General features: G+C 34.5%; 15 protein-coding genes and 1 pseudogene. 6 read left to right on the top strand and 10 right to left on the bottom strand.

Going from position 1 to position 15,531, the window contains the following annotated elements:
• Window positions 1-6: 6 nt before the first annotated feature.
• Both C794_RS06270 and C794_RS06265 read right to left on the bottom strand, forming a co-directional pair.
• Entirely contained in the window at window positions 7-2,388 is a 2,382-nt protein-coding gene (locus C794_RS06270) for a heavy metal translocating P-type ATPase (RefSeq protein WP_017796275.1), read from the bottom strand.
• Window positions 2,389-2,400: 12 nt separating this feature from the next.
• Window positions 2,401-2,700, bottom strand: coding sequence for a metal-sensing transcriptional repressor (locus C794_RS06265; protein WP_017796274.1), 300 nt, complete (start codon window positions 2,698-2,700; stop codon window positions 2,401-2,403).
• 160 nt (window positions 2,701-2,860) lie between these two features.
• On the opposite strand from C794_RS06265, the gene C794_RS06260 reads away from it, so the two are divergent.
• The gene (locus C794_RS06260; RefSeq protein ID WP_017796273.1) at window positions 2,861-3,475 is read left to right on the top strand and encodes a YdhK family protein; all 615 of its coding nucleotides are present in this window, start codon (window positions 2,861-2,863) and stop codon (window positions 3,473-3,475) included.
• Between the two features lie 208 nt (window positions 3,476-3,683).
• Here the strand turns inward: C794_RS06260 and C794_RS06255 are convergent, their stop codons facing one another.
• On the bottom strand, window positions 3,684-4,949 hold the full coding sequence (locus C794_RS06255; protein ID WP_017796272.1) for an ABC transporter permease: 1,266 nt from the start codon (window positions 4,947-4,949) through the stop codon (window positions 3,684-3,686).
• Complete coding sequence (locus tag C794_RS06250; protein ID WP_017796271.1) at window positions 4,942-5,841, bottom strand: ABC transporter ATP-binding protein; 900 nt, start codon at window positions 5,839-5,841, stop codon at window positions 4,942-4,944. Before C794_RS06250 ends, C794_RS06255 begins: the two co-directional genes overlap by 8 nt.
• A gap of 204 nt (window positions 5,842-6,045) precedes the next feature.
• On the opposite strand from C794_RS06250, the gene C794_RS06245 reads away from it, so the two are divergent.
• Window positions 6,046-6,231 carry a YhzD family protein gene (locus C794_RS06245; protein ID WP_017796270.1) on the top strand — a complete coding sequence of 62 codons (186 nt, stop codon included), beginning with the start codon at window positions 6,046-6,048 and terminating at the stop codon, window positions 6,229-6,231.
• A 60-nt stretch (window positions 6,232-6,291) separates the two neighbouring features.
• On the opposite strand, the gene C794_RS06240 is transcribed toward C794_RS06245, so the two are convergent.
• Complete coding sequence (locus C794_RS06240) at window positions 6,292-6,645, bottom strand: YlbF/YmcA family competence regulator (protein ID WP_017796269.1); 354 nt, start codon at window positions 6,643-6,645, stop codon at window positions 6,292-6,294.
• Window positions 6,646-6,790: 145 nt separating this feature from the next.
• Here C794_RS06240 and C794_RS06235 point away from each other — a divergent pair, with 145 nt between their 5' ends.
• Together C794_RS06235 and C794_RS06230 are read left to right on the top strand one after the other, a co-directional pair.
• Window positions 6,791-7,690: a PucR family transcriptional regulator gene (locus C794_RS06235; protein ID WP_017796268.1), complete on the top strand. Its 900-nt coding sequence runs from the start codon at window positions 6,791-6,793 to the stop codon at window positions 7,688-7,690.
• 89 nt (window positions 7,691-7,779) lie between these two features.
• The gene (locus tag C794_RS06230; protein ID WP_017796267.1) at window positions 7,780-8,877 is read left to right on the top strand and encodes an ABC transporter ATP-binding protein; all 1,098 of its coding nucleotides are present in this window, start codon (window positions 7,780-7,782) and stop codon (window positions 8,875-8,877) included.
• A 113-nt stretch (window positions 8,878-8,990) separates the two neighbouring features.
• Here C794_RS06230 and C794_RS06225 read toward each other — a convergent pair whose 3' ends face one another.
• Both C794_RS06225 and fumC read right to left on the bottom strand, forming a co-directional pair.
• The gene (locus tag C794_RS06225; protein WP_017796266.1) at window positions 8,991-9,182 is read right to left on the bottom strand and encodes an alpha/beta-type small acid-soluble spore protein; all 192 of its coding nucleotides are present in this window, start codon (window positions 9,180-9,182) and stop codon (window positions 8,991-8,993) included.
• 187 nt (window positions 9,183-9,369) lie between these two features.
• Complete coding sequence (gene fumC, locus C794_RS06220; RefSeq protein WP_017796265.1) at window positions 9,370-10,755, bottom strand: class II fumarate hydratase; 1,386 nt, start codon at window positions 10,753-10,755, stop codon at window positions 9,370-9,372.
• A gap of 130 nt (window positions 10,756-10,885) precedes the next feature.
• On the opposite strand from fumC, the gene C794_RS06215 reads away from it, so the two are divergent.
• A complete protein-coding gene (locus tag C794_RS06215; RefSeq protein ID WP_017796264.1) occupies window positions 10,886-11,788 on the top strand; it encodes a zinc dependent phospholipase C family protein in 903 nt (300 codons plus the stop codon).
• Window positions 11,789-11,959: 171 nt separating this feature from the next.
• Window positions 11,960-12,106 (top strand): annotated as a pseudogene (locus tag C794_RS20345) (dTDP-4-dehydrorhamnose 3,5-epimerase family protein); the annotation flags it as partial.
• 81 nt (window positions 12,107-12,187) lie between these two features.
• Here C794_RS20345 and C794_RS06210 read toward each other — a convergent pair.
• From C794_RS06210 to C794_RS06200, 3 genes are all read right to left on the bottom strand, one after another.
• Complete coding sequence (locus tag C794_RS06210; RefSeq protein ID WP_017796263.1) at window positions 12,188-13,498, bottom strand: MFS transporter; 1,311 nt, start codon at window positions 13,496-13,498, stop codon at window positions 12,188-12,190.
• A gap of 16 nt (window positions 13,499-13,514) precedes the next feature.
• A complete protein-coding gene (locus tag C794_RS06205; RefSeq protein ID WP_017796262.1) occupies window positions 13,515-14,981 on the bottom strand; it encodes a methyl-accepting chemotaxis protein in 1,467 nt (488 codons plus the stop codon).
• Window positions 14,982-15,099: 118 nt separating this feature from the next.
• Window positions 15,100-15,333 carry a hypothetical protein gene (locus C794_RS06200; protein ID WP_017796261.1) on the bottom strand — a complete coding sequence of 78 codons (234 nt, stop codon included), beginning with the start codon at window positions 15,331-15,333 and terminating at the stop codon, window positions 15,100-15,102.
• Window positions 15,334-15,531 lie beyond the last annotated feature (198 nt).

Genomic DNA, 15,531 nt, shown 5'->3' with positions numbered 1-15,531 from the left:
TCAATGTTAAATTTTCACTTTTTTAAGCCTTAATGAGTTTGTAACAACACTCACTGAACTTAAAGCCATCGCTGCACCAGCTATCCAAGGAGCTAATAACCCAATCGCAGCGATTGGTATTCCCGCAGTATTATAACCAAAAGCCCAGAATAGATTTTGCTTTATATTTTTAATCGTTGCTTGACTAATCTTAATAGCTTTTGATACAAGAAGAAGATCTCCTCCTAAAATCGTAATATCAGCTGCTTCAATTGCAATTTCGGTGCCTGTTCCGATCGCAATTCCTATATCTGCTATTGCAAGAGCAGGAGCATCATTAATTCCATCTCCAACCATTGCGACTGCATTTCCATCTTTTTGCAACCTTTTTATATTTTCGGCTTTCTCTTCTGGTAATACTTCAGCAATAATATGATTTATTCCAGCTAATCGTCCAATAGCTTTCGCAGTTCGTTCATTATCACCTGTTAACATAACTACTTGTATATTCATATCTTTTAATTGGTTTATAGCTTCTTTCGCATTTTCTTTAATCGTATCGGCAACAGCTACAGTACCACGGATTTTTCCGTCAATTGCAATTAGCATAGCAGTTTTTCCTTCATTTTCTAGTTCGAATAAATATTCATCTTCTTTTCTACTATCTACCTTATATTCTTTCATTAATTGACGATTTCCGACAATAATATGCTTACTGTCTACAATTGCAGTTATACCACGACCTGGAATGGCTTCAAAATCAGTTGTTGGTACTAGAGCCATTTGTTTTTCCTCAGCATACTGTGTAATTGCTTCGGCAAGAGGATGTTCTGAACCTTTTTCTGCACTTGCTAATAATAAAAGCGTCTCATCATCTCCATTAAAATCAGTGACAACTGGTTTACCATTAGTAATAGTTCCTGTTTTATCAAATACAACGGATTGAATTTTATACGCTTGCTCTAAATGTTCTCCACCTTTGAAAAGAATTCCATTCTCAGCAGCGCGGCCAGTTCCTACCATAATAGAAGTTGGAGTTGCTAACCCTAATGCACAAGGACAAGCAATTACTAATACAGCAATTAATGCTACTAAAGCAGGTTCCACTTGACTTGGTTGTACGAAGAGATACCACACAATGAACGTTAAAATTGCAATCATGACAACAACTGGAACGAAGAATCCTGAAATAACATCTGCTAATCGTTGTATTGGTGCTTTCGAACCCTGGGCATCTTCCACAGCTTTGACAATAGATGATAATGCGGTATCATTACCTACTTTGGTTGCTTCTATTTCTATTGAACCGTTTTTATTCATTGTTGAACCAATCACTTCTGTGTCCCTACCTTTTTCTACAGGTATAGACTCTCCAGTAATCATTGACTCATCAACGGATGTTTTTCCTTGTTTCACGATACCATCAACTGGTATTTTTTCTCCTGGTTTTACAATTAATCGATCCCCAACTACCACTTCTTCTAAAGGAATCATAAATTCCGTTCCATCACGTAATACTCTAGCTTCTTTAGCTTGTAAATTTAATAACTTTGTAATCGCAGTTGTTGTTTGCCCTTTCGCACTTGCTTCCAAGTACTTACCCAACAATACAAGCGTTATAATAATTGCACTTGTCTCATAATAAAGATGTGGGTGATAAGCAGGATTATTAATCGTTAATAATCCTTCATACAAACTATAAAAGTACGCTGCACTAGTACCAACTGCAACTAACACGTCCATATTTGCAGTTTTATTACGCAAATTTTTATACGCTCCCACATAGAATTGCCATCCAATCCAAAATTGAATCGGGGTGGCTAACACGAATTGGAACCATGGATTCATGAAGAAAGTGGGAATTTCGATATTAAACAGATGTACAAGCATAGTCACTAATAACGGTAAAGATAATAGCGCAGACACAATCAATTTCTTTTTTGCTTTTACTAACTTTTTTTCTTTCTGTGATGATTTATTTTGATTCTCATTTTTTAAAACAGCGTTATATCCAATTTTTTCTATTTTATTAATGAGTTGTGACTCTTGAACTACATCTGAATAATAATAAACCGTGCCAGTTTCAGTAGTAAGATTTACATTTGCTTCTCTAACACCATCCATTTTGTTTAATACTTTTTCTATTCGATTAGAACAGGCGGCACATGTCATCCCGCTTATATCCAACTCAACCTTTTCTATTTGTACTCCATATCCCATTTTTTCTATTTTATCGGTTATATCACCATTCTTAATTTTCGTCTCATCGTATTGAATTGATGCTTTCTCGGTAGTTAAATTCACATTAGCTTCTACTCCATCCATACGATTTAATACTTTTTCTATTCGATTGGAACAGGCGGCACATGTCATCCCTGTAATATGATATGTTGACTGCTTATTAGCCATAAGACCCTCTCCTTACTTCGTAAACTGTTTTAATACACTCATTACTTCATCAATTGCTTCATCACCTTCACCGGACTTTACTGCATCACTGACACAATGTTTCATATGCCGCTCCGTAATTTCAAATCCTACTTTTTTTAATGCAGCTTGAATGGCACTAATCTGAACGAGTATATCTACACAATAACGATCCTCTTCCACCATCTTTTGTATTCCTCTCACTTGTCCTTCTATACGTTTCAAACGGTTTGTTACCGCTTGTTTTTCTGTATTCGATCTTGGATGATTTGTATGTTCTTGTAATGAATCCAATTTGATCACTCCTTCATTGTTCTAACAATACTATACCCCCCTAATGTATCTATGTCAATATAAGCGCTTAGTCATTATCTATTATTTTCCAGTTTTTGCGTTTATAACATATCGTTTGCGTGAATAATACTTGTACAACATGTGAAAGGAGCTTATTGCTATGATAAAAAAATTGGGATACTTCGTTGGGGTATTTGTGCTACTGATGGGATTGTATGCTTGCAATAACGAAAGTGATATTGATGAAAATGAAGAAAGAAACATGCTTCCTGATAATGAACAAGTACCTGAAGGAGATCTCGAAGAAGATAATCAAAGTGAGCAGGAACATTCGGATCATGATGAGAGTGGTAAAATCCCTAAAGATTTAAAAGAAGCAGAGGAGTCTACCTATACTGCAGGTGATGAAGTAACAATCACCGCTTCACATATGCCAGGTATGGAAGGAGCTTCAGGAAAAATTGTTGGGGCATACGATACCACCGCTTACATGATTAGTTATCAACCAACAGATGGCGGTGAAATGGTTGAAAATCACAAATGGATAATCCAAGAAGAAATTAACAATCCAAATAAAAACCCTTATCAAGTTGGAGATGAAGTAACTATTAATGCTGAACATATGGAAGGTATGAATGGCGCAACAGCAACTATTGAAGACGGTATCGAAACAACCGTATATATGATTGATTATGTAACCGAATCTGGTGAAGAAGTTAAAAATCATAAATGGGTGACCGAGGAAGAACTTGAACCAAATTCAAATGAATCATAAGCAAACTCGTCAGGGGTTATTACTCATCATTCAATTTTCCCTATAGTTGAACTTTTTTTAACATGGGAACAACTCAGATCGTACTGTTACCATAAAAATCGTCGCCTATTATCTATAAGTGTGTATAACGAAATAGGGGAAGTCAACCTGCGATGACTTTCCCCTTTAGATATTAATCTCATTGAATATTACTTATTCAGTGGATAGTTTACTTTTCTTTTTTAGAAAGCTTCATTGCCTTTTTAAAGTCTTTCAACGAGCCCGATTTCCCATACATCAATACCCCTCCACTGTATACTTTTGCTCCTACATAAGCTAATAAAGCAATCGTTCCAATTAATAATCCGAATGATAATACAATTTCCCATATCGGAACATTAAGCATACCTACTCTTAAGAACATTATCATTGGTGCAAAAAATGGTATAAATGAGGTTACTGTTATTAAAGTTGATTCAGGCATTTCCAGCCCAAAAATTGCAATAAAGAATGCAATCATTATTAGCATGATCATTGGCATAACGAGCTGATTTACATCCTCAATACGACTAACTAAAGAACCTAACATTGCAGCTAGGGTAGCATAGAGAAAATACCCCAGAAGGAAAAACACGACTGCATAAATATAAATAGAAATGTCATTGTTCGTTAAGCCCATATACTCGAAAAATTCTCCACCAATGTCATCCATTTGGGAACTAATCATAAAATACCCTACTCCTAAGAACAGAAGTATTTGCGTTAAACCGAGCAATGCAACACCGATAATTTTAGCAAACATATGTGTAATAGGAGAAGCACTTGATACTAATATTTCCATCACCCTTGAAGATTTTTCAATTGCTACATCCGTTGCTATCATTTGTCCATAAACAATAACAGCCATATACAGTACAAACAACATCACATATACAATACCTCGTGCTTGACTCATTTCTTCAGAAGTTCTTGCCGTTTCATCTAATTGTGTTGCTTCAAATGGTACTGGAGCGTAAATCATTTCTAATGATTCTTGATCTATTCCTGACTGTTGAGTACCAATCGCTATTTTTAGTTGTTGAAGTTGATTTTGTAAAAATAACTGCTCTCCGCTATCCGAAATCCGATTCGCATAATAAGTACCAATAGGTAAATTATTCTCATCTGTTTCAATTACAAGAAGCCCATCGTACTCCTCTTCCTGAACAGCTTGTTTCACATCATCCTCTGATTCATTTACAGATACAATCTCTAATTCTTGGTCATTCGCAGCAGCTAGGCTTTCGTCTAATAGGTCAAAATAATTTCCAGATTCATCAATTACAGCAATCTGCTCCGAACTCTCTTCTCCATCACCAGCAAAAGTATCAATAATTGTTGGTAAATTAGCCAAACCTATAATTACTAATAACGTAATGGCAGTACTAATGATGAATGATTTTGATTTCACTTTTGATAGGTATGTATGAGATAAAACAACCCAAAACTTATTCATATGAAGCACCTACCTTTGCAATAAAGATATCATTTAACGAAGGTTCTTCAAGTTCAAATTTACGTATAAATCCTTTGCCTTGCAGAGCTTCAAATATTTGTTGTGCCACTTCTTCACTGTCAATTTGAAGCTTACATCCATCCTGTAGAGCTTTGTAAGAGGAAACTCCTGAATGGGTCCGTAAGAATTCAAACGAGACATCTCCGCGAATATGCAGATTCTTCTTTCCATATCCTTTTTTTATTTCTTGTAACGATCCATGAACAATGGGAGTTCCTTTTTGTAAAATACATACATGCTGACATAGTTCTTCTACATGTTCCATCCGATGCGAAGAAAATACAATTGATGTCCCTTGTTCTTTTAACTCAATAACCGCTTCCTTTAGCATTTCTACATTTACAGGATCAAGGCCTGAGAATGGTTCATCTAGAATCAATAGCTGTGGTTGATGAATCACCGCAGATATAAATTGAATTTTCTGTTGATTCCCTTTAGATAATTCTTCTACTTTTTTATTCAAGTATTCTGGTACACGGAATCGATCTAACCACTTTATTAATTCTTTTTCAATTTGGGGCTTTTTCATTCCTCTTAATCTGCCGAGATAAATGATTTGCTCTTTCACTGTTAACTTCGGATATAGACCTCTTTCTTCTGGCAAATAACCAATTAGATGGCTTTTTTCATAAGAAATCGATTCGCCTTTCCATGTAATCTCTCCCTCGGTAATGTCTAATAAACCAAGAATCATCCGAAATGTAGTCGTTTTACCCGCTCCATTCCCTCCAAGAAAACCAAACATCTCCTTCTCAGGAATCTCCAAAGAAAGATTAGTTACAGCAGTATGGTTGTCAAATCGTTTTGTTACGTTATTTAATTGTAACGTCATCGTTGATTTACCTCCTTCTCTCTATTATATAAACTACCTATGTCCCCATTAAAGTGTATATAATGTCCTATTTAATTACAATACTTTTTCAGACAATAAAATAAACTTTACTCAGTGGGGATATTACTGTAACACGCAGGATGAATTGCCAGAAAATACTGATATGATTTATAATAATATATAAATAATTAAAGGGGGATTGGGATGAGAACCTATGCATTAACGGTATTTTCAAAAAATGGGGAAAAGTTATTGGACACATCATTCACTGCAGAAAATGATGAATCTGCAAAAGAAATCGGACAAACTCAGCTTGAAGAAGAAGGATATATGGAACATACACATCGCTGTGTAAGTCCAGATGCAAAATTAGTGCTATTCCATCGTTAGATTACGGCCACTCAAAAAAAGGGTGCTATCCACCAAGTTTGGTAATAGCACTCTTATTAATTAATTTTGTTCAGCTGTTCCGTATAATTCTTCTAATGGTTTTGTAATGATTTGGCTAATCTCATTAATTAAATTGTTTAAGCGTTGTTCTTCTTCCATTAATTTAGAGATGCCCTCATGTTGTTGTACTGTTTCTACAACTTGTCTTGCTTTTTCCACTTCTTCTTCTGTAATTTCGATACCTTGCATTTGTTTTTCTTGAAGGCTTAGTTGAGTGTCACGGAAATCTTCAAACATTTGTTTCGCAGTTGGTTCTCCCATAACTTCTTCATATGCTTCTTTTAAGCTTTTAAACTCATCACTTTCACGTAAAGCTTGTTCTAAATTATTTGCTACATCTAGTGTATTTGCCATCCTTATTCATCCTCCTTGATTTGTCTCCATGCTACTATAACAAAGGTGACCTCTGATGTATACCAATACCTATGCGATTTTTAAAGGTAGGATAGAATTAACTTGTTATAATAATATTATGATAATTAAAAAGGAGTACTGATACATGATTCAAATGCTAAAAAAATTTTATCCCAGTGTTCGCACACTACCTTCCAATACTTCAAATCTTCCGTTAGATTATACCTGGTTTCAAACGGAACAAGGAGAAGTAGTTGGCATCCACCAAAATGAATTAACAGAGAAAGATCAAGCTTTATTATCGGCTTTTTTAACTAAATACCATGTTAACTTACCCTTACAAACGGAACGTGAGAAATTATGGAGAAAAAGATTAGGTGAAGATGATAAAGAACGATTAGAGGAAATTAACTCTCCTTTTCGATTTGTTTATTTTCAAATTCGCCAAGGCCATGTCGAACCAGATATATTTAAAACGACTATCCAAGAGTTTTTCACTGGGCCTATATCTATCCTTTGGCATAATGAATATGCAGGAATTTTAGTTGAAGAGGAAATTTCACAACTGGAAGAATCGTTAAGTTATGCGCAAATATCAGATACATTAATGAGTGAATTATACATTAAAACTGCTTTTTATATAGGACCATTCCTTAATAGTTTAAAGGATATTGTCACGTATTCAAATATATTATCTGAGCAAGCGCCTTCGAGTTTTCAATCTCATGATTCACCCGTTGTCACTTTTATAGAAGATTATCCATTTCGTCTTATTAAGAATCTAAATAAACAAAAGAAAATCCAATTAAGTAGCTGGATTTTAAAAGAGTTTACAGAGGATAAAGAAGCATTGCAAACAATACAAATATTTATTGAAAGTAATTTAAATCTTACAGAAGCTTCAAAAAAACTGTATATGCACCGAAATAGCATTCAGTATCGTCTTGATAAATTTCATGAAAGCACAGGAATTGATGTAAAACAATTTGAACAAGCCATCACCGTATATTTAGCTATTTTAGCTAATATGCACAAAACAGAATAACATCTTTGTGCATATTTACCATATCAACATTTCATCGGCTCTTGTACAATAAATGTAATCGTTAACATAAAAAATAGGGGGAATAAGAAATGGCTGAATTACGCTTAGAACATATTCAAAAGAAATATGATAAGGAAGTACTTGCAGTAAATGATTTTAACCTACATATTCAAGATAAGGAGTTTATCGTCTTTGTAGGTCCTTCTGGTTGTGGTAAATCAACTACTTTAAGAATGATTGCTGGACTAGAAGAAATTACCGATGGAGAATTTTACATCGATGAGAAAAAAATGAACGATGTTGCTCCTAAAGACCGTGATATTGCCATGGTATTCCAAAACTATGCCCTCTACCCACATATGAACGTGTTCGATAATATGGCATTCGGATTGAAGCTTCGTAAATTTAAAAAAGAAGAAATTAAGGAACGTGTGGATAATGCAGCCAAAATTCTTGGTTTAGAAGCATACCTTGACCGTAAACCAAAAGCACTTTCTGGTGGTCAGCGGCAACGTGTTGCATTAGGTCGTGCAATTGTCCGTGATGCAAAGGTATTCCTAATGGATGAACCATTATCTAACTTAGATGCTAAACTTCGTGTGCAAATGCGAGCAGAAATTCAAAAACTACACCAACGCTTACAAACAACGACGATTTATGTAACACATGATCAAACAGAAGCAATGACGATGGCTACTCGCTTAGTTGTTATGAAAGATGGAGTTATTCAGCAAGTGGGTGCTCCAAAAGAAGTGTACGATTATCCTGAAAACATTTTTGTTGGCGGATTTATTGGTTCACCTTCTATGAACTTCTTCACTGGGAAATTAGATGGAGGAAACTTTATTACTGGTGAATCTAAATTCACTGTACCTGAAGGTAAACTGAAAGTACTTCGTGAACAAGGGTACGAAGGAAAAGAATTGGTACTAGGTGTCCGTCCAGAAGATATTCATGATGAATTAATATTTATCGATTCTTCTCCAGGTACTAAAGTAACTGCTAATATTGAAGTTGCAGAATTAATGGGCGCAGAATCTATTCTTTATTCTAGTGTTGATGGGCAAGAATTTGTAGCTCGTGTTGATTCACGTACAGATGTTAAAGGCGGAGAAAGTATTGATCTTGGATTTGATTTAAACAAAGCACATTTCTTTGATAAAGATAGTGAACAACGCATTAAATAATTCCTAACATATCCGGGACAACAGTTTTTATCGATAAAAAATCTTCTTTTCAAAAATAGAAAGGGAAGCCCAGTTAGACTTCCCTTTCAGCCATTTATTTTATTATTTTAGATTTAGCCATGCAATTGTTGTTGAGCAGTTTGAACAAGACGTTTAGTAATCTCTCCACCTACAGAACCGTTTGCACGAGAAGTTGTATCAGCACCTAAAGACACACCAAATTCTTGAGCGATCTCATATTTCATTTGATCTAGAGCTTGTTGTACTCCAGGAACTACTAATTGGTTTGAATTGTTGTTAGCCATTAATATCACCTCCTGTAAGACTATTGTCTGCACATCCTCAAAACTTATCACAAATAAACATTGGTAATTTGTAGGAGAAATGTAATTATGGCGATACAAGCTTGTTAAATATGTAATTTAAGCCTTGTATTTATGTAAAAAAGTATCCATTTACCTTTTGATAAATGGATACTTTTTAATCATTACTTTATTTAGGATATGTCATTTCTTCTGGATTAACATACTCATCAAACTGTTCTTCCGTTAATAATCCTAATTCTACAGCAGTCTCTTTTAATGTTGAATTATCCGCAAATGCTTTTTTTGCTATTTTCGCTGCATTTTCATACCCAATATGTGGATTTAAAGCAGTAACTAACATTAATGAATCATTTAGATTCTTTTCAATTTGCTCATGATTTGGTTCGATTCCAACAGCACAACGCTCATCGAAAGATATAATGCTATCTGCTAATAATTGACTTGATTGTAAGAAGTTGTATGCTATTACTGGTTTAAAGACATTTAATTCAAAGTTCCCCTGACTAGCGGCAAAACCAATTGCAGCATCATTTCCCATTACTTGTGTTGCTACCATTGTAACAGCTTCACTTTGTGTTGGGTTAACTTTACCCGGCATAATTGAACTTCCTGGTTCATTTGCAGGTATTGTTATTTCACCAATTCCACAACGAGGGCCACTAGCTAACCAACGGACATCGTTGGCAATTTTCATTAAATCTGCTGCTAATCCTTTTAGTGCACCATGTGCATAAACGGTTTCATCATGACTTGTTAATGAATGGAATTTGTTTTTTGCGGATACAAATTTCTTATCTGTAAATACACTAATTGCCTGGCAAACTTTCTCTGAAAAACCAGGATGTGCATTTAGACCAGTACCTACTGCTGTTCCACCTATTGCTAACTCACGAAGATGCTCTAAACTCTCTGAAATCATTGTTTCTGATTTCTCTAACATACGATGCCAACCACTAATCTCCTGGCCTAATGTTAACGGAGTCGCATCCTGTAAATGTGTACGACCAATTTTAACAATATCTTCAAAAGCAACTTGTTTTTCTGAAAACGTATTTTTCAACTGGTTTAATGCTGGTAATACTGTATCTTCTAATTTCAATACAGCAGCAATATGCATTGCTGTTGGATATGTATCGTTAGAACTTTGAGATTTATTTACATCATCATTTGGATGTAATTTCAAATCACTTCCTTGTTCTTGTAACCATTTATTACCTACAAAAGCTAATACTTCGTTTACATTCATATTACTTTGTGTTCCACTTCCCGTTTGCCATACGACTAATGGAAAATGATCTGTAAGTGAATCGTTTAATACTTGATCAGCAGCATATTGAATAGCTTTCATTTTATCTTGTTCCATTAAGCCTAATTTGAAATTAGCTTCTGCAGTGCTACGTTTTAATATTGCAAACGCTTTAATAATTTCGACTGGCATTTTTTCATTTCCAATTGGAAAATTTTGCTTACTACGTTGCGTTTGTGCGCCCCAATATTTATCAGCAGGAACTTGAATCTCCCCAATTGTATCTTTTTCAATACGATAATCCATTTTATTTCCTCCCTTTGTTAAATCCTCAATGATAGTGTATCAAATTTTTTAATATTTTTCGATTTCTTTCCGTCCATGGTAAAATATATCATAAATAACTGAAAATTGTATATTATGGGAGGATTTTTTCATGCCGAATATATGGACGCATATCTTATTTGCTGAAGATGCATGCAACTCTGTGGATCTATCTATATATACTGGACCTGCTTTAAATCTTGGGGCACAAGGACCAGACCCTTTTTTCTATTATCAATTTTGGCCCTGGGTAAAAGAAGGGCCAGTACAACAGTTAGGAACAACTTTACATACAAAACAATGCGGAGAATTTTTGCAACAATTAATACAGAGGGCAAAAAAGTGTAATATTCAAGTCCAAGCTTATGTACTAGGTTTTATTACGCATCACATACTAGACCGTCATACACATCCATTTATTCATTATCATGCGGGTTATGAAGGCAGTAATCATCAAAAATTGGAAGTAATTATTGATACAATCATGATGCAAAAATTAAGAAAAAAAGAAGCATGGAAATTTCCCGTTTATCTAGACATTGATGTAGGAGATTCTCTACCATTAGATATACACCAAATACTACAGCAATCGATCAGAAATATCTATCCGGATCTAACTCCACCTGATGATTATATTAAAAAATCTTATCATGATATGAAATTGGCACATAAGATACTTGCCGATCCTTATTTATGGAAAAATAAATTACTTAGTAATGTTATATCTTCTTACTCGCATCAGCCGATTCGATCAAGTATCGATTACCTTAATGAGGGTCATAACATATGGCATCATCCTGCAACATATGTTCCTTCAACAAGAAGCTTTTTAGAACATTATGAGGATGCACATGAAGAAATATGTAAATTACTGCCACTCATACACCAGTACTGGGTAAATCATAATTATAATGATAATAATCTGATAAACGACATTATCGGCAATATTTCCTATGATACAGGCATGCCTCTTTCACTTGAGCTAGAAAACATATATTCAAATCCAATCATATAGAAACGGAATATAAGGACCAGAGGCATGACCAATTCGGGAATTTCGATTATTTAGTTTATCACACTCGTTTCATTTTAAAATCAAGTCAGAAAATAAGCAGTTAAAATATGTCCCTCTTATGAGTATCTGGCAGAACTGATGTAAAGGGAAAAACAAAATCCAATCCTATGATTAATACCAAAGGGTGTTGCTTATGGATACCGAGTTTTAGGAAGTGAAAAAGCCACAATCATTTACTTTACGACCGTATCGTATAATAAAAATGATTCTGATGAAAAACGAATAGCTTGGAATGACCCAACGATTAATTTCAATTGACACCACCTTTAAATAAGGATAAAAACCCCCTACTTTTGGATTAGTACCATCTACAGTAGGGGGTTTACTTACATTCTACTATTACTTTGTTTTAACAATCACATCATCTTTTGGATTAGATGCTTCTTTTGCTTCCAAAATACCTTTATTAATATCAACAAATCGTAATAAAATGATACCTGCTACAAAAAAGAAAATCAACGATAATATGCCGAGTCTACTATTACCAGTTAAATGTCCAATGGTTGCGAACATAAATGGTCCAACTACTGCGGCAAATTTTGACGAAATTCCATAAAAACCAAAAAACTCTGCATGTTTTCCAGCTGGAATCATTCTTCCGAAGATAGACCTACTTAGCGATTGGGCACCACCTTGTACCATACCCACAATAATTGCCAATAAGTAAAAATGAAGTGCAGAATTCATAAAATAACCGATAATAACAATTCCAAGATAGGTAAATAAAGTAATATATAGAGCATTTTTTGGATTTATTTTCGTTGCTAACCAACCAAAGAAAAAAGTAAATGGTATACCAACAAATTGTGTAATTAATAACGCTATAATTAAATCATTTTGAGCAATTCCTATTTCACTTCCATATACTGTCGCCATTCGTATTATGGTTGAAATACCATCATTGTATAACCAGAACGCAATTAGAAATATAACTAGTTGTTTATATTGTTTTATTTCACGAAAAGTATTTCCTACTCTATTGAATCCAATCGCAACATACGATTTAGTTCTCGTAACTTGTTGCTTTTTTTCCTCTTTAATATTTTTCAATAATGGTATAGCAAATATAAACCACCAAATCCCTACAGAAGCTAGAGCTAGCCTTGTAGCCCACTCGGTATTAGGTAGACCGAATACGTCTGGGCTTAAAATCATAACAACATTGATTGCAAGTAAGATTCCTCCTCCGATGTAACCAAAGGCAAATCCCCCAGAGGAGACCTTATCCATCTCGTCTTTATCAGCAATTTCAGGTAAGAATCCATCATAAAAAACATTTGCACCAGAAAAACCGATAGAACCAATGATGAATAGTAGTGATGCAAATATATAATCTCCTTCTCCTATAAACATCATTAATAAACTAGCTATAATTCCCATAAAAGCAAAGAAACGTAGGAACTTCTTCTTTGCTGCAGAAAAATCACTAATTGCACCAAGAATTGGGGCAAGAATAGCAACGATTAGCACAGATATTGATTGTGAATACCCCCAATAGCTAGTGGCCAAATTGTCATCTAATCCAGATGCGGCAACAGTTGAATAATATACAGGTAAGACTGCCGCCATGATGGTTGTTGCAAATGCTGAATTTCCAAAGTCATACATCATCCAGCTACGTTGTATCTTTTTTCTACTCTTTAAATCCATCCATTCTCCCCCAATACTAGACTTTTTTCATTTCTAGTGACGCAGCAGCTTCATTCGTCGCCTCAATTGCTTCTGTTAAAACGCCCATTCGACTAGCTTGTTGTTCAACTGTAGCTTCCATCTGTTCCATAGTAGCAGTATTCTCTTCTATTATAGAAACAAGCCGGTCTAGTGATTGATCTATTTCTATGGAAGATGTTTGAATGTTATGACCACGGTGGCGTAAATCAGCAGTGTAATTTAAAAATCGTAAAATTTCTTTTGAGATAATTGAAAAGTTGTCGCTTGCTTTGTTTACTCGCTTGACGCTCCGTTCCAACTTCTCTCCATTTTGATACACTTCTTGTTGTGTGTGAATAGCACCTTGTTGTATCCCTTCCATATTAATCTCAATCTTTTCTGCTGTAGACTTTGATGTTTCTGCAAGTTTACGAATCTCTTCAGCTACAACCGCAAACCCTTTTCCTGCCTCACCAGCTCGTGCCGCTTCAATGCTTGCATTCAATGCTAGTAAATTTGTTTGTGAAGCAATACTTTGTATTTCCGTAATAAATTCGGTACTCTCTTTAATTGTACGCTCTAATTGTTTCATATTTGTTGATAAATCGTTAAAAGATTGTTGAAATCCATCCATCATTTCATTCAATTCACCGATAGATTGAGATCCAGACTTTGATAACGCTTCCAAATCATGACCGTCATTTTTTAGTTTTGTAAATAAATCAATCATATGTTTAATTTGCTGATTCGTCATTTCTGTAGTCTCTGAAATTGTCGTAGCGGCTTGTGACTGAATTTGTGTTGCTTCATTCATTTCTTTAAAGGCATCTCGCATTTCCATCATGGATTGAAAGTTCCAATGACTTTCCTTTTCAATTACTTGCATTTTCTGATGAACTTGAGATACACCGCTCTTTACTAACTTAGACTGTTCCATTTGACTATCTGTAAGCTTTTTACTTTCTTCTAACAACTTCTCTGCATTTATCAGTAGCATTTGAGTGATTTTCACCTGAATAAATAAAACAATAAATACTAGTGTATAAAAAACAAGTGTGATAGCCATAGAACGTGAATCAAATCCAATAGCAGCACCCTTTTCTAACACGAAATAGCTAAGTAGTAGCAACCCAACCACTCCACCAGTAATTAAAGCTGGGATAGAAAGTGATAAAGCAGAAACCGCCAACAGATAAAACATAAATAACATATTTGTTACATACGCTGAACTCATCATTACGATTAATGCTACTCCGGTAATAGCAACAATAACTATATAAGGAATAAAGTGAGTATTTCGTTCACTTCGATTTAATACCCAAATTATGATAAGACCAATTACCCCCCCTATAAAAATTGCTAAAATATTAGCAATCGGAGCGCCCACAACTAGTTCTGCCCCTACTCCTAGTAAAATTGAAAATAATAGTATGTAAAAAATAATTGTATACTGTTTCTTTACTATAGAATTTTTATTATTCATCTTTTTTCCTCCATTTTTTCATATTCCATTTAATTTATTTTTCTACCAGCAAAATAATTCACCTCCAAATTAAATTCAAAAAAAGCCTTACCTGTTGAGGCAAGGCATAATCAATATTTTATTCCCAAACAAACTGCTTGTACTCTTGGCTTAACTTCCGGAACAATTGTATATTATTTTGATCGATGGAGCTATTTAAGGCTTCTTCCAATTTCGTCTTATTCCAATTGAAGCATAGCTCATCTAACATCAATCTTGAGAACAAGCTTGTTTCAAATGAAATCTCGCGTTTAGCCTGTAATGGTTCTCCTGCATAGCGAAATATACGATATACTGTTTTAGCCTTCCTCATGGAATAGGCCCCCTTTGTTCCTTTTAACCATTATCCTTAATTTTCTAATAAATTGCAACCTTCTTATTTAATTTTTAATATATTAATTAAAAAGTGTTCATCTTTTTCAATTTAGCTAAAAAGCATCCGTTTGTAATGAAATTTAAAGCAGGTAACATTCGGATAACACACAAAATATCGTATTATGAAATTGGTTCT

This window comes from Oceanobacillus kimchii X50, from assembly GCF_000340475.1.
GTDB lineage: Bacteria > Bacillota > Bacilli > Bacillales > Amphibacillaceae > Oceanobacillus > Oceanobacillus kimchii.
Note: the sequence above shows the minus strand (reverse complement) of the source record. Positions and strands in the feature narration are given on the sequence as shown.

Excerpts from the sequence above, each read along its gene's own strand:
- C794_RS06205 (WP_017796262.1), bottom strand. The coding sequence starts at position 14,981 with ATGAATAATAAAAATTCTATAGTAAAGAAACAGTATACAATTATTTTT.
- C794_RS06230 (WP_017796267.1), top strand. The coding sequence starts at position 7,780 with ATGGCTGAATTACGCTTAGAACATATTCAAAAGAAATATGATAAGGAA.
- C794_RS06245 (WP_017796270.1), top strand. The coding sequence starts at position 6,046 with ATGAGAACCTATGCATTAACGGTATTTTCAAAAAATGGGGAAAAGTTA.
- C794_RS06260 (WP_017796273.1), top strand. The coding sequence starts at position 2,861 with ATGATAAAAAAATTGGGATACTTCGTTGGGGTATTTGTGCTACTGATG.
- C794_RS06200 (WP_017796261.1), bottom strand. The coding sequence starts at position 15,333 with ATGAGGAAGGCTAAAACAGTATATCGTATATTTCGCTATGCAGGAGAA.
- C794_RS06215 (WP_017796264.1), top strand. The coding sequence starts at position 10,886 with ATGCCGAATATATGGACGCATATCTTATTTGCTGAAGATGCATGCAAC.
- C794_RS06240 (WP_017796269.1), bottom strand. The coding sequence starts at position 6,645 with ATGGCAAATACACTAGATGTAGCAAATAATTTAGAACAAGCTTTACGT.
- fumC (WP_017796265.1), bottom strand. The coding sequence starts at position 10,755 with ATGGATTATCGTATTGAAAAAGATACAATTGGGGAGATTCAAGTTCCT.
- C794_RS06255 (WP_017796272.1), bottom strand. The coding sequence starts at position 4,949 with ATGAATAAGTTTTGGGTTGTTTTATCTCATACATACCTATCAAAAGTG.
- C794_RS06270 (WP_017796275.1), bottom strand. The coding sequence starts at position 2,388 with ATGGCTAATAAGCAGTCAACATATCATATTACAGGGATGACATGTGCC.
- C794_RS06250 (WP_017796271.1), bottom strand. The coding sequence starts at position 5,841 with ATGACGTTACAATTAAATAACGTAACAAAACGATTTGACAACCATACT.
- C794_RS06210 (WP_017796263.1), bottom strand. The coding sequence starts at position 13,498 with ATGGATTTAAAGAGTAGAAAAAAGATACAACGTAGCTGGATGATGTAT.
- C794_RS06225 (WP_017796266.1), bottom strand. The coding sequence starts at position 9,182 with ATGGCTAACAACAATTCAAACCAATTAGTAGTTCCTGGAGTACAACAA.
- C794_RS06235 (WP_017796268.1), top strand. The coding sequence starts at position 6,791 with ATGATTCAAATGCTAAAAAAATTTTATCCCAGTGTTCGCACACTACCT.